General features: G+C 70.6%; 11 protein-coding genes and 3 tRNA genes. All 14 read left to right on the forward strand.

Going from position 1 to position 13,119, the window contains the following annotated elements; all coding sequences use genetic code 11:
• Positions 1 to 7 precede the first annotated feature (7 nt).
• The 14 genes from lolD to FHQ07_RS00170 all read left to right on the forward strand — a co-directional run bounded on the left by lolD (position 8) and on the right by FHQ07_RS00170 (position 13,099).
• On the forward strand, positions 8 to 712 hold the full coding sequence (gene lolD, locus FHQ07_RS00105; RefSeq protein ID WP_240703512.1) for a lipoprotein-releasing ABC transporter ATP-binding protein LolD: 705 nt from the start codon (positions 8 to 10) through the stop codon (positions 710 to 712).
• An 84-nt stretch (positions 713 to 796) separates the two neighbouring features.
• Positions 797 to 3,205: a DNA internalization-related competence protein ComEC/Rec2 gene (locus tag FHQ07_RS00110; protein WP_240703513.1), complete on the forward strand. Its 2,409-nt coding sequence runs from the start codon at positions 797 to 799 to the stop codon at positions 3,203 to 3,205.
• Positions 3,206 to 3,235: 30 nt separating this feature from the next.
• The gene (locus tag FHQ07_RS00115) at positions 3,236 to 3,874 is read left to right on the forward strand and encodes a MotA/TolQ/ExbB proton channel family protein (protein WP_139714726.1); all 639 of its coding nucleotides are present in this window, start codon (positions 3,236 to 3,238) and stop codon (positions 3,872 to 3,874) included.
• Positions 3,875 to 3,885: 11 nt separating this feature from the next.
• Positions 3,886 to 4,329: an ExbD/TolR family protein gene (locus tag FHQ07_RS00120; protein WP_139714727.1), complete on the forward strand. Its 444-nt coding sequence runs from the start codon at positions 3,886 to 3,888 to the stop codon at positions 4,327 to 4,329.
• Positions 4,326 to 6,077 carry a lipid A export permease/ATP-binding protein MsbA gene (gene msbA, locus FHQ07_RS00125; RefSeq protein WP_139714728.1) on the forward strand — a complete coding sequence of 584 codons (1,752 nt, stop codon included), beginning with the start codon at positions 4,326 to 4,328 and terminating at the stop codon, positions 6,075 to 6,077. Before FHQ07_RS00120 ends, msbA begins: the two co-directional genes overlap by 4 nt.
• Complete coding sequence (gene lpxK, locus FHQ07_RS00130; protein WP_139714729.1) at positions 6,074 to 7,093, forward strand: tetraacyldisaccharide 4'-kinase; 1,020 nt, start codon at positions 6,074 to 6,076, stop codon at positions 7,091 to 7,093. Before msbA ends, lpxK begins: the two co-directional genes overlap by 4 nt.
• 165 nt (positions 7,094 to 7,258) lie before the next feature.
• On the forward strand, positions 7,259 to 8,038 hold the full coding sequence (kdsB, locus tag FHQ07_RS00135; protein ID WP_139714730.1) for a 3-deoxy-manno-octulosonate cytidylyltransferase: 780 nt from the start codon (positions 7,259 to 7,261) through the stop codon (positions 8,036 to 8,038).
• Between the two features lie 11 nt (positions 8,039 to 8,049).
• Positions 8,050 to 8,517, forward strand: coding sequence for a low molecular weight protein-tyrosine-phosphatase (locus FHQ07_RS00140; RefSeq protein WP_139717789.1), 468 nt, complete (start codon positions 8,050 to 8,052; stop codon positions 8,515 to 8,517).
• Positions 8,518 to 8,542: 25 nt separating this feature from the next.
• Positions 8,543 to 10,405 carry an excinuclease ABC subunit UvrC gene (gene uvrC, locus FHQ07_RS00145; RefSeq protein ID WP_139714731.1) on the forward strand — a complete coding sequence of 621 codons (1,863 nt, stop codon included), beginning with the start codon at positions 8,543 to 8,545 and terminating at the stop codon, positions 10,403 to 10,405.
• Positions 10,406 to 10,424: 19 nt separating this feature from the next.
• Positions 10,425 to 11,024: a CDP-diacylglycerol--glycerol-3-phosphate 3-phosphatidyltransferase gene (gene pgsA, locus FHQ07_RS00150; protein ID WP_139714732.1), complete on the forward strand. Its 600-nt coding sequence runs from the start codon at positions 10,425 to 10,427 to the stop codon at positions 11,022 to 11,024.
• Positions 11,025 to 11,047: 23 nt separating this feature from the next.
• Positions 11,048 to 11,122, forward strand: a tRNA-Gly gene (locus tag FHQ07_RS00155).
• A gap of 74 nt (positions 11,123 to 11,196) precedes the next feature.
• A tRNA-Cys gene (locus tag FHQ07_RS00160) sits at positions 11,197 to 11,270 on the forward strand.
• A gap of 97 nt (positions 11,271 to 11,367) precedes the next feature.
• Positions 11,368 to 11,454 (forward strand) — tRNA-Leu (locus tag FHQ07_RS00165).
• A gap of 19 nt (positions 11,455 to 11,473) precedes the next feature.
• The gene (locus FHQ07_RS00170) at positions 11,474 to 13,099 is read left to right on the forward strand and encodes an FMN-binding glutamate synthase family protein (protein WP_139714733.1); all 1,626 of its coding nucleotides are present in this window, start codon (positions 11,474 to 11,476) and stop codon (positions 13,097 to 13,099) included.
• The last annotated feature ends 20 nt before the right edge of the window (positions 13,100 to 13,119 follow it).

The following is a 13,119-nucleotide window of genomic DNA, read 5'->3' on the forward strand; positions in this document are numbered from 1 at the left end:
GCAGGCATTGGACACGCACGTCGACGAAGTGATCCGCGCCGAAGGCCTGGGCAAGACCTATGCCGAGGGCAAGCTGCACACGCCGGTGTTCGACGGCCTCGACATCGCGGTGCAGGCCGGCGAGACGGTGGCGATCCTCGGCGCATCCGGCGCCGGCAAGAGCACCTTGCTGCACCTGCTCGGCGGGCTCGACGTGCCGACCGCGGGCGAGGTGTTCGTCGCCGGACAGAAGATGAGTGCGCTGTCCGATGCGGCGCGCGGCCGCCTGCGCAACCGCGCGCTCGGCTTCGTCTACCAGTTCCACCACCTGCTGCCGGAATTCACCGCGCTGGAGAACGTGATGATGCCGGTGCTGCTGGCCGGGCAGGGCGTGGCCGGCGCGCACAAGCGCGCGCAGGAGTTGCTGGAATCGGTGGGCCTCGGCCACCGCCTGCAACACAAGCCGGGCGAGCTGTCCGGCGGCGAACGCCAGCGTGCCGCGGTCGCGCGCGCGCTGGTCAACGCGCCGGCCTGCGTGCTCGGCGACGAACCCACCGGCAACCTCGACGAGAAGACCGCGGCGAACGTGTTCGCGCAGATGCTGGAGCTCAACCGTGCGCAGCGCACCAGCCTGGTGCTGGTGACCCACGACCGCAGCCTGGCGCGCAAGCTGGACCGGGTGCTGGAGCTGCACGAAGGCAAGCTGCGCGAGCTGGCTGCGCGCGACGTCTGAGCCAGGCCGCCCGCGGGGTTTCCCGACCCGCGGATACGGGTCGCGCCGATCGCTTGCGGCAGGCCCCGATTCGATGCTGGCCGCATGGCGATCAGCATCTCCTTCCCGAATCGCATCGCCCGGCGCTGGCCCCGCGCCGATGCCATGGCGTTGCCGGCGCTGTTCGGCCCTGCCTGCGCCACCGCCATGTTGGCCGGTGCCGGCGCCTGCCTGGCCTTGCCGGCCTTGCCGGCTTGGCCTTGGCTGCTGGTGGTGGCGTGCACGGGCATGGTCCTGGCGAGCCGCGAGCGATGGGCGCGGCTCGCCGGCGTGCTGCTGTTCGGCTTCGCGTTCGCAGGCCTGCATGCCGCCCATGCCCTGCGCCAGCAGGTTCCCGCGGCATGGGTCGGCAAGGCGCATGCGCTGGATGGGCGCATCGTCGAATTGCCCTTGCACGAGCCGCGCCGCACCCGCTTCGAATTCGTGGTCGATGCCGATGCCGCGCAGCCGGCCGCGCTGCGCGGCAAGCGCCTGCGCCTGGCCTGGTACGAAGACGATCCGCGCGCGCGCGCAAGGCTGGTCGCCGGCAGTCGCTGGCGATTGCCGGTGCAGTTGCGCCCGCCGCAGGGCCTGCGCAACCCGGGCGGCAACGATGGCGAAAAGCAGGCCATGGCCGCGCGCATCGCCGCGACCGGCCATGTCCTCGAGCCCGCGCTGGCGCGGCGGCTTTCCCCGCCGGCCGGCATCGAGGCCTGGCGCGAGGCCATGAGTGCGCGGATCGCGGCGACGGCGCTGCCGTCCTCGCGCTTCATCCGTGCGCTGGCGCTGGGCGACACGCGCAGCCTCACGGAAGACGATTGGTCGCGCTTGCGCGCGGCGGGCCTGACCCATCTCATCGCGATCTCGGGTTTCCATGTCGGGCTGGTCGCGGGGTTCTTCGCCCTGCTGTCGGTCGCCTGCTGGTGGGCGTGCCCGGGCCTGTGCCGCCATGTCCCGCGTCCGTTCGCGGGCGGGTTCGGCGCGATTGCCGGCGCCTTCGCCTATGCGGCGATGACCGGGTTCGCGTTGCCGACCCTGCGCACCGCGGTGATGATCGCGGCCCTGGTCGCCGCGCGTTGCCTGCGCCGCCGGCAGCGCCTGGTCGACACCCTCGCCCTGGGTTGCATCGTGCTGTTGCTGCTGGATCCGCTGGCGATCCTCGGCGCGGGCTTCTGGCTGAGCTTCGCCGGCGTGGCATGGCTGCTGTGGTGCCTGCCCGCGGAGCAGGGGCCGCGGCGCTGGGCGATGGTCCACGACTTCGCCGCGGCGCAGGCCGTGGCTACCCTTGGCCTGCTGCCCTTGACGGTGACCCTGTTCGGCCAGGCCTCGTTCGCGGGGCCGTTCGCCAATCTCGCCGCGGTGCCCTGGTGGAGCCTGGTGGTGATCCCGTTGGCCCTGCTCGGGTTGCTGGCGGAAAGCCTGCATGCGGGGGGCGGCGCGATCCTCTGGCACGCGGCGGCATGGTGTTTCGACGGGCTGTGGCCATTGCTGGCGCGCATCGCCGACAGCCCGCTGGCGATGGCCTGGTTGCCGGAATCGCGCTGGCATGCGCTGCCGCTGGCCCTGCTGTCGGTGTTCTGGCTGTTGCTGCCGCGCGGCGTGCCGGGCAAGCCGCTGGCGATGCTGCTGTGGCTGCCGTTGCTGTGCCCGCCGCGCGATCTGCCGGGGCAGGGCGAGGCGGAGCTGGTGGTCATCGACGTGGGGCAGGGGCTGTCGGTATTGGTGCGCACCGCGCGCCACAGCCTGCTGTACGACATGGGGCCGGCGACGCCGGACGGTTTCGATGCCGGCGCGCGCGCGGTGGTGCCGGCCTTGCATGCGCTGGGCGTGGGCAGCCTGGATGCCGCGCTGCTCAGCCATGGCGACAACGACCATGCCGGCGGCTGGGCCGCGGTGGCCAGGGAATTCCCGATCGCCGCCTTGCTGGCGCCGGCAGGCAGCCCGGCACCCGGGATCGCCAACTGCGTGGCCGGCCAGTCCTGGGAATGGGACGGGGTGCGTTTCCGCATGCTGCATCCGACCCCCGGCTTCCCCTACCTGGGCAACGAAGCCAGTTGCGTGCTGCGCATCGAAACCGCCCGCGGCAGCGCGCTGCTGACCGGCGACATCGGCCACTACGTCGAGCGCGCGCTGCTGCGCCGCGAGGGCGCCCGCCTGCGCAACCAGGTCGTGATCGTCCCCCACCATGGCAGCGCCGGTTCCTCGGATCCCGGTTTCATCGACGCGACCCGGGCGCAGCTGGCCGTGGTCTCGTCCGGTGCCGGCAATCGCTTCGGCCATCCCAAGCCGCAGGTGGTGCGCCGCTGGTGCGATGCGGGGGCGGAAGTGCTGGATACCGCGCGTTCCGGCGCCGTGCGCATCTGGTTGGGCCGCAACGGCCTGCAAGCGGACGAGCGCCGCGCCAGCCGGCCGCGGCTGTGGGATGCCGCGCGGCGGCGGCATGCGGCGGCTGGGCTATGCTACGCACCGGAGTAGTAACGGCCATGAAGGCCGGAGGATTGACGCGTGCTGGAACTGATCCGCGCCGGTGGCTGGCCGATGATCCCGCTGTTGCTGCTGTCGGCGGTGGCGCTGGCGATCATCGTCGAGCGTTTCTGGAGCCTGCGCCGCGACCGCGTGCTGCCGCCGGGGCTGGGCGACGAAGTGCGCGCCTGGGTGGCGCGCGGCAAGGCGCTGGATCCTTCGCACGTCGATTCGCTGCGTTCGACCGCGCCGCTGGGCGCATTGTTGGCCGCCGCGCTGGACGTGCGCAACCGCAGCCGCGAGGAAATCCGCGAACGCGTCGAGGACGTGGGCCGCCACCTCGTGCACCGGATGGAACGCTTCCTCAATACGCTGGGCACCATCGCCGCGGCCGGCCCGCTGCTGGGCCTGTTCGGCACCGTGGTCGGCATGATCGAGATGTTCCTCGGCATCCTCGACCACGGCATCGGCGATGCCAACCAGCTCGCCGGCGGCATCGGCAAGGCGCTGGTGTGCACCGCCACCGGCATGCTGGTGGCGATCCCGGCGCTGGTGTTCCATCGCTATTTCCGCGGGCGCATCGCCGGCTACATCGTCGACATGGAGCACGAGGCGATCCGGTTGATGGACGTGCTCGATGCCGGGCCGCCATCCAACGCGCCGGCGCCGAAACCGAACTGAGGCGCGCGACGATGCGCATCCAGGATTTCCGCGAGGACGACAGCCCAGAGATCAACCTGATCCCGTTGATCGACGTGCTGTTGTGCCTGCTGATCTTTTTCGTGGTGACCACCACCTTCGACGCGCGCTCCGTGCTGAAGCTGGAGCTGCCGCGCGCGGACGGCCAGCCCAGCGAGGCGCAGTCGAAGGCGTTGAGCGTGCTGGTCAATGCGCAGGGCCGCTATTTCGTCGGCGACCGCGAAGTGCTGCGCACCGACGTCGAATCCCTGAAGGATTCGCTGCGCGACGTCGCCGGCGACGATCGCGCGCGCGCGGTGCTGTTGCGGGCGGACGCGCGCACGCCGCACCAGTCGGTGGTGACCGCGCTGGACGCGCTCGGCCAGCTCGGCTTCCGCCGGGTGGCGATCGCCACCGCACCGGAGGCAGGCAAGCCCGGCGGAGCCGCCATCCAGTGAGCGAGGCCGCGACCTCCGCCACCTACAAGCGCCTGCGCCGCTACGCCAAGCCGTACTGGGGGTTGATCGGCATCGGCATGCTGGCGATGGCGCTGGAAGCCGCGGCCAGCGGCGGCACCCTCAAGCTGCTTGGCCCGATCGTCGACGACATCTTCGTCGAGAAGCACTTCAGCTACTGGCTGCCGGTCGGGCTGGTCCTGCTGCTGCTGGCGCGCGGGCTGTTCGGCTTGGTGGCCGATTACACCATCGCCCGTTCCGGCCGCGGGGTCGCCCGCGACCTGCGCATGCAGCTGATGGACAAGTACCTGCACCTGCCCGGTGCGCGCTTCGACAGCGAGCCGGTGCCATCGATGCTGACCCGGCTCGGCGCCGACAGCGAACAGGTCGCGCAGGCCGCGGTGGACGCACTGAAGGTGATGGTCAGCAATGCGCTGGGCATCGTCGCCACCCTGGCGGTGATGTTCTGGACCAGCTGGCGCGTCTCGCTGGTGTTGCTGCTGCTGGCGCCGGCACTGGCGTGGATGATGGGCAAGGTCGGCAAGCGCTATCGCCGGCTCAACCATGCGATCCAGGAATCCGCGGCCGACATGCTGCAGACCGCCGACCAGGCCCTGCACGCGCAGCAGGACGTGAAGGCCTACGGCGCGCAGCCGGCGGAGTTGGCGCGCTACGGCGTGCAGACCCTGCAGAACCTGCGGCTGGCGCTGAAGATCGAGGTCACCCGCGGCACGCTGTCGATGCTGGTGCAGGGACTGGGCGCGGTCGGGGTTGCGGTGATGCTGGTCGCTGCCGGCATCGAGGCGGCGAAAGGCCGGCTCACCGCCGGCGATTTCATGACCCTGATGACCGCGATGGTCAGCCTGGTGCCGATGCTGCGCCAGCTCACCAACGTGCAGAGCATGCTGCAGCGGGGCATCAGCTCCGCCGACCGCCTGTTCTCGGTGATGGACGCGCCGAGCGAACGCGACCAGGGCACGCGCCCGCTGCAACGCGCGCAGGGCCTGATCGAATTCGATGCGGTCGATGCGCGCTACGAAGGCCAGGACGCGCCGGCCCTGCACGCAATCAGCTTCGTCGCGAAACCGGGAACGGTGACCGCCATCGTCGGTCGCTCCGGCAGCGGCAAGTCCACCTTGGTGAAATTGATCCCGCGCTTCTACGAAGCCGAACGCGGCCGGATCCTGCTGGACGGCCATCCGCTCGCGGACTATCCGCTCGTCGACCTGCGCCGGCAGATCGCCATCGTCGGCCAGCAGGTGCTGCTGTTCGACGGCAGCGTGGCCGACAACGTGGCCTACGGCGAGTTGCACGAGGCATCGCCGGATCGGATCGAGGCCGCGGTGCGCGACGCCAATGCGATGGAATTCGTGGCGAAGCTGCCGGAAGGCGTGGCCACCCACATCGGCGCCAAGGGCGGCAAGCTGTCGGGCGGCCAGCGCCAGCGCCTGGCCATCGCCCGCGCGATGCTCAAGGACGCGCCGATCCTGATCCTCGACGAGGCCACCGCCGCGCTCGACAACGAATCCGAACGGCTGGTGCAGGACGCGCTGGCGCAGCTGATCCCGGACCGCACCACGCTGGTGATCGCGCACCGGCTGTCCACCATCGAACACGCCGACCAGGTGCTGGTGCTGGATGGCGGCCGGCTGGTGGAGCAGGGCACCCACGCCGAACTGCTGGCGCGCGGCGGCCTGTACGCGCACCTGCACGCGATGCAGTTCCGCGACGGGAACGGGCCGGCGGCATGAGCCAACGCCGTTTGCCGCAAGCCCCGGCGTACTGGTACGACGGCAGCGTGCCGCCGTTGTCCGCGCGCATGCTGTCCGCGCTGTACGCCAGCGTCACCGCCTTGCGGCGCAAGGCCTACGCGCGCGGCTGGCTGCGCAGCCGGAAGGCGGGCGCGCCGGTGGTGGTGGTGGGCAACATCACCGCCGGCGGTACCGGCAAGACGCCGCTGGTGATCGCCCTGGTCGCGCGCTTGCGTGCGCAGGGCTGGACCCCGGGCGTCGCCAGCCGCGGCCATGGCCGCGAAGACGAAGCCGCCCCGCGCTGGGTCGATGCCGACAGCGTCGCGGCGCAGGTCGGCGACGAGCCTCTGCTGATCGCGCGCGCCAGCGGCGCGAAGGTGCGGGTGGACCGCGATCGCGTCGCCGCCGCGCGCGCGCTGGTGGCCGCCGGTTGCGACGTCGTCGTCTGCGACGATGGCCTGCAGCATTACCGGCTGGCCCGCGACGTCGAGATCGAAGTGCAGGACGCGCGCCGTCGCTACGGCAACGGCCGCCTGCTGCCCGCCGGCCCGCTGCGCGAACCGGTGGAACGCGCGGCCGATTGCGAATTCCGCGTGCTCAACCTCGGCGTTGCCGGCGAAGGCGAGGCGCAGCGCGAATCCGGGTTCGGCGAATGGCCGATGCGGCTGCAGGTGGCGGCGGCGCGACCGCTGCGCGGCGGGCGCGCGCAACCGCTGTCGGCATTCGCCGGCCAGCGCGTGCATGCGGTGGCGGGGATCGGCGATCCCGAGCGCTTCTTCGCGATGCTGCGCGAGGCCGGGATCGCGGTGGTGCCGCATGCGTTCCCCGACCACCATGCCTACACGCCGGGCGATTTCGCGTTCGGCAGCAAGCTGCCGATCCTGATGACCGAAAAGGATGCGGTGAAGTGCGCGGCGTTCGTCGAGGCGCAGGCATACACGGTGCCGGTGGATGCGCAGCTGCCGGAGGCGTTCTGGATCGCGCTGCTGGACCGGTTGCCGGCGCGCTTGCGCTAGCCATGCCGCTTCGCACGGGCTGCGATCCAAGCCGGGGGCGCCGCTCGCACGGGCGCGTATCGCGAGCAGGGCTGGCATGGCCTGCCGGCGCGGATCGGAGCCGGATGCGATCCGCGTGCGGCGGAACATGCCCCCGCGCAAGCGGCGACCGGCGATAATCCGTCCATGACCGTTCCGGATTTCGTCGTCGCCATCCCCGCGCGCTACGCCGCTTCGCGCCTGCCCGGCAAGCCGTTGCGGCTGATCGGCGGCGAGCCGATGGTGCTGCACGTGGCCCGCCGCGCGCTGGCCGCAGGCGCGGGCGAGGTGTGGGTGGCGACCGATGACGCGCGCATCGCCGACGCCTTGCAGGGCAGCGGCGTGCGGGTGGCGATGACCTCGGCCGGGCACCAGTCCGGCACCGATCGGCTGGCCGAATGTGCGCGCATCGCCGGCTGGGCCGACGACGCCATCGTGGTCAACCTGCAGGGCGACGAGCCGTTCGCGCCGGCCGACGGCATCGCCTGCGTGGCGCGGGCGGTGGCCGACAGCGGCGCCGGCATCGCCACCCTCGCGGCAGCGATCGACGACATCGACACCTTGCTGGATCCCAATGCGGTGAAGGTCGTGCTGGCCGGCAACGGCGACGCGCTGTACTTCAGCCGCGCGCCGGTGCCGTGGCCGCGCGATGCGTTCGCCAGGGACCGCAGCGCGATGCCGGAAGGCCGCTGGCTGCGCCACATCGGCATCTACGGCTATCGCGCCTCGGCCCTGCGCGCGTTCGCCGCGTTGCCGCAGGGCGCGCTGGAACGCACCGAGTCGCTGGAACAGCTGCGCGCGCTGGAAGCCGGCTGGCGGATCGCGGTCAGCCTTGCGCCGTCGCCGTTCCCGCCGGGCGTGGACACGCCGGAAGACCTCGAGCGTGCCGAGCGCACGTACCAGGCACAGGAAAGGAATCGCATTTGATGGCCAGGAAGCTGGGTGTGCTGATGGTCTGCCTGGGCAACATCTGCCGTTCGCCGATGGCGGAAGGCGTGTTGCGCGCCCGCCTCGCGGAGGCCGGCCTGGCCGGGCAGGTGCGGGTGGATTCCGCCGCGACCGGGCGTTCGCACATCGGCCATGCGCCGGACGAGCGCGCCATCGCCTGCGCCGGCAAGCACGGCATCGACATCTCCCGGCAACGCGCGCGCGCGCTGGAACTCGAGGATTTCGACGAGTTCGATTTCATCCTCTGCGCCGACCGCACCATCCTGCACGATGCGCGCATCCGCAAGCCGCGCACCTCGCATGCGGACGTCGAGCTGCTGCTGGAATGGAGCGGCGTCGGCAAGAAGGACGTGCCCGATCCGTACTACGGCGACGCCCGCGATTTCGAGAAGGCGTTCAAGCTGGCCGATGCGGCGGCGCTGGGCGTGGTCGAGCGCATCCGCCAGGGACGCTACTGAGCCGCGCGGGCATGGACGGGCGCGAATGAGCAGGCGCAAGGCCGACCCGCCTGGGTTCGACGGCAAGGCCGCCGCCGCCGCGTTGCCGGCCGCGCCGGGCGTGTACCGGATGCTCAATGCCGACGGCGGCGTGCTCTACGTCGGCAAGGCGCGCGCGCTGCGCAACCGCGTCGGCAGCTATTTCAACGCCACGCCCAAGCCGACCCGGATCATGGCGATGCTCGCGCAGGTCGCGCGCATCGAGGTCACCGTCACCCGCAGCGAGGCCGACGCGCTGCTGCTGGAAAACCAGCTGATCAAGTCGCTGCAGCCGCGCTACAACGTGATGCTGCGCGACGACAAGAGCTACCCGTTCGTGCTGCTGACCAGGGAAGACTGGCCGCGGATCGCCTTCCATCGCGGGCCGCGCGCCATTCCGGGCCGTTACTTCGGCCCGTATCCGAGCGCGGTGTCGGTGCGCGACACGCTCAACCTCATGCACAAGCTGTTCCGCCTGCGCAGCTGCGAGGACAGCGTGTTCCGCAACCGCAGCCGGCCCTGCCTGCAGCACCAGATCGGGCGCTGCAGCGCGCCCTGCGTGGGCCTGGTCGATGCCGGCGATTACGCGCATGCCGTGCGCCGCGCCAGCCTGTTCCTGGAAGGCCGCAGCGAGGAGCTCGGCGACGAGCTGGCGGCGGCGATGCAGCAGGCCAGCGACAGCCTCGAGTTCGAGCAGGCCGCGCGCCTGCGCGACCTGATCGCGACCATCCGCAAGCTGCAGGCGCGGCAATACGTGGATGGCCGCAACGCCGACCTCGACGTGCTGGCGGTGGCGATGCAGGGCGCTTCCGCCTGCGTGCTGCTGCTGGCGTTCCGCGACGGCCGCAACCTCGGCACCCGCGCCTTCTTCCCCAGGACCAATGGCGAGGACAGCGCCGCCGAGGTGCTGGCCGCATTCGTCTCGCAGTACTACGCGGAACAGCCGCCGCCGGCGGAAATCGTGCTCGACCGCGACATCCCCGAACGCGAACTGATCGAGCAGGCGCTGGCCGAGCACGCCGGCCGCAGGGTCGAGTTGCGCAGCAACGTGCGCGGCGAGCGCGCGGCGCACCTCGACCTGGTCAAGCGCAATGCGGAACTGGCGCTGGCTACCGAACTCACCAGCAGCGGCGCGCAGCAGGCGCGGGTGGACGGCCTGCGCGAGCTGCTCGGCCTGGCCGAACCGCCGAAGCGGATCGAGTGTTTCGACATCAGTCATACCATGGGCGAGGCGACGGTGGCCTCGTGCGTGGTGTTCGATGCGGCCGGCCCGGTGCGCAACCAGTACCGGCGCTACAACATCGCCGGCATCGAGCCCGGCGACGATTACGCCGCGATGCATCAGGCCCTGCAGCGGCGCTTCCGTCCCGCGGTCGAGGGCGAGCCCGACATCGTGCTGCCGGATGTGCTGCTGATCGACGGCGGCGCGGGGCAGGTGGCGCAGGCGCGCGACGTGCTGCAGGAAAACGGGGTGGCCGGGGTGGTCCTGGTCGGGGTGGCGAAAGGCCCGGCGCGCAAGGCCGGCGCCGAAACCCTGCTGCTGCCGGATGGGCGCGAAGTGCAGCCCGGCGCGGCTTCGCCCGCCCTGCAACTGGTGCAGCAGGTGCGCGACGAGGCGCACCGCTTCGCCATCACCGGCCATCGCGGCAGGCGCCAGAAGGCGCGCGCGACCAGCCGGCTGGAGGATATCGCCGGGATCGGCCCGCGCCGGCGCGCGGCCCTGTTGAAGCATTTCGGCGGCCTGTCGGGATTGAAGGCGGCGGCGGTGGACGACATCGCCAGGGTCGAGGGCGTCAACCGCGCGCTGGCCGAACGCATCTGGGCCAGCCTGCACGGCTTGGAGCAGGGCGCGGCGAACGAACAGGCATGACCTACCGCATAATCGGCCGATGAAGTTGACGATACCGACATGGCTGACGTTGGCGCGGATCGCGATGATCCCGGTGCTGGTGGCGGTCTATTACCTGGACTACCGCTGGACCAATGTCGCCGCGACCGCGATCTTCGCCTTCGCCTCGATCACCGACTGGCTGGACGGCTGGATCGCGCGTCGCTACCAGCAGTACTCGGCGTTCGGCGCCTTCCTCGACCCGGTCGCCGACAAGCTGATGGTGGCGGTCGCGCTGGTGATCACCGTGCAGCACCACCACACGGTGTGGATGGCGCTGTGGGCCAGCGTGATCATCGGCCGCGAGATCGCGGTCTCGGCGCTGCGCGAATGGATGGCCGAGCTGGGCCAGCGGGCGAAGGTGGCGGTGGCCACGGTGGGCAAGATCAAGACCATCGTGCAGATGGTGGCGCTGGGCTTCCTGTTGTACCGCGAGCCGTTGCTGGGACTGCCGATTTTCCAGATCGGCGAATGGCTGTTGGCCGCCGCCGCGATCCTGACACTGTGGTCCGGATTCGAGTACGCGCGCGCCGCGTGGCCGGCATTGCGCGCGCAGGAAAATGCCGTCGCTGCACAGCGAGGTGTTGACACCCGGAAATGAACCCGTAAAATGGCGGGCTCAACGCGGGAATAGCTCAGTGGTAGAGCACGACCTTGCCAAGGTCGGGGTCGAGGGTTCGAATCCCTTTTCCCGCTCCAGTTTGCAGACGAAGCCCCGTACGCGGGGCTTCGTTGTTTCAGTAAGATGCAAGCGCATCGTTGTCCAAGTCACCGGCCGGGTGGCAGAGTGGTTATGCAGCGGACTGCAAATCCGCGTACGCCGGTTCAATTCCGACCTCGGCCTCCAAACATGGAACCCCGCTCCGGCGGGGTTTTTTGTTGCGTGCGCCGATGCGCCGGGCCATGGCGGATGCCGGCGGCGGATGACGTAAGCTTCCGCGCAAGCCTGGGTGGCGAAACCGGTAGACGCATCGGACTTAAAATCCGCCGGCCGCAAGGCCATGAGGGTTCGAGTCCCTCCCCAGGCACCATGCTCGGATCGGAGGTGCCGTGTCCCGTTACACAGCCTATGTCGCCAGCATCGCGCTGATGCTCGTCTCGTTGCTGCTGGCGCAAGCGCAGCCAGGCTGGTGGTGGGCGGCGGCGGCCTTCGCCGCGCTGGCGCTGCTCGGCACCCTCGACCTGCTGCAACGCAAGAGCACGTTGCGCCGCAACTACCCGATCCTGGCCCATTTCCGCTACGGGCTGGAATCGATCGGCCCGGAGATGCGGCAGTACTTCATCGAGTCCGACCTCGCCGAGGTGCCGTTCTCGCGCCAGCAGCGCGCGCTGGTCTACCAGCGGGCCAAGCGGATGAACGACGTGCGCCCGTTCGGCACCCAGCAGGACGTGTACGGCGTGGACTACGAGTGGATCAACCATTCGCTGGCGCCCGCCTCGATCCCTTCGTCCGACTTCCGCATCGTCATCGGCGCCGACAGCGCGCAGCCGTATTCGGCCAGCGTGTTCAACATCTCGGCGATGAGCTTCGGTTCGCTGTCGGCGGCGGCGATCCGCGCGCTCAACGCGGGCGCGAAGCGCGGCGGCTTCTACCACGACACCGGCGAAGGCTCGATCTCGCCCTACCACCGCGAGGCCGGCGGCGACCTGGTGTGGGAACTCGGCTCCGGCTATTTCGGTTGCCGCAACGACGACGGCAGCTTCAGCGAGGAACGTTTCGCAGCGCAGGCGCGCGACCCGCAGGTGAAGATGATCGAGATCAAGCTGTCGCAGGGCGCCAAGCCCGGCCATGGCGGGGTATTGCCGGCGGCCAAGGTCAGTGCGGAGATCTCGGCCACGCGCGGGGTGCCGATGGGCCGGGACTGCGTGTCGCCGGCGCGGCATTCGGCGTTCACCACGCCGCTTGGATTGCTGCAATTCGTGGCCCGCCTGCGCGATCTGTCGGGGGGCAAGCCGACCGGTTTCAAGCTCGCCATCGGCCATCCCTGGGAATGGTTCGGGATCGCCAAGGCGATGCACGAGAGCGGGATCCTGCCGGACTTCATCGTGGTCGACGGCGCCGAGGGCGGCACCGGCGCGGCGCCGGCGGAATTCATCGACCATGTCGGCGTGCCGATGCACGAGGCGCTGATGCTGGTGCACAACACCCTGGTGGGGCTGGAGCTGCGCGAGCGGATCAGGATCGGCGCCGCCGGCAAGATCGTCGGTGCGTTCGACATCGCGCGCACGCTGTCGATGGGCGCGGACTGGTGCAACGCCGCGCGCGGCTACATGTTCGCGCTGGGCTGCATCCAGTCGATGAGCTGCCACACCGACCGTTGCCCGACCGGCATCGCCACCCAGGACTCGCGGCGCTGGAAGCGGCTCGACGTGCCGGACAAGGCCAGCCGGGTCGCCGAATTCCATGGCAACACCCTGCATGCGCTGCGCGACCTGTTGTGCGCGGCGGGCCTGGAGCATCCGGACCAGCTCGGGCCGGAGCACATCCTGCGCCGCGTCTCGCCGACCGAGGTGCGTTCGCTCGGCGCGCTGTACCGCTTCCTCAAGCCCGGCGAATTGCTCGGCGGCGGCATCCCGGAGCACGCGGTGTTCCAGGACTTCTGGCAAGCCGCCCGCAGTGATGCCTTCATGCCGCCCGAGAATGTCCTGCGGCTGCGGTCGGGCAAGTCGAACTGATACCCTGCGCGTTCATCGAA

Origin of the sequence: Thermomonas aquatica (assembly GCF_006337105.1) — a bacterium.
Lineage (GTDB): Bacteria > Pseudomonadota > Gammaproteobacteria > Xanthomonadales > Xanthomonadaceae > Thermomonas > Thermomonas aquatica.

Coding starts and splice junctions, on each gene's coding strand:
- FHQ07_RS00110 (WP_240703513.1), top strand. CDS start 797: ATGGCGATCAGCATCTCCTTCCCGAATCGCATCGCCCGGCGCTGGCCC.
- FHQ07_RS00120 (WP_139714727.1), top strand. CDS start 3,886: ATGCGCATCCAGGATTTCCGCGAGGACGACAGCCCAGAGATCAACCTG.
- lpxK (WP_139714729.1), top strand. CDS start 6,074: ATGAGCCAACGCCGTTTGCCGCAAGCCCCGGCGTACTGGTACGACGGC.
- kdsB (WP_139714730.1), top strand. CDS start 7,259: ATGACCGTTCCGGATTTCGTCGTCGCCATCCCCGCGCGCTACGCCGCT.
- uvrC (WP_139714731.1), top strand. CDS start 8,543: ATGAGCAGGCGCAAGGCCGACCCGCCTGGGTTCGACGGCAAGGCCGCC.
- pgsA (WP_139714732.1), top strand. CDS start 10,425: ATGAAGTTGACGATACCGACATGGCTGACGTTGGCGCGGATCGCGATG.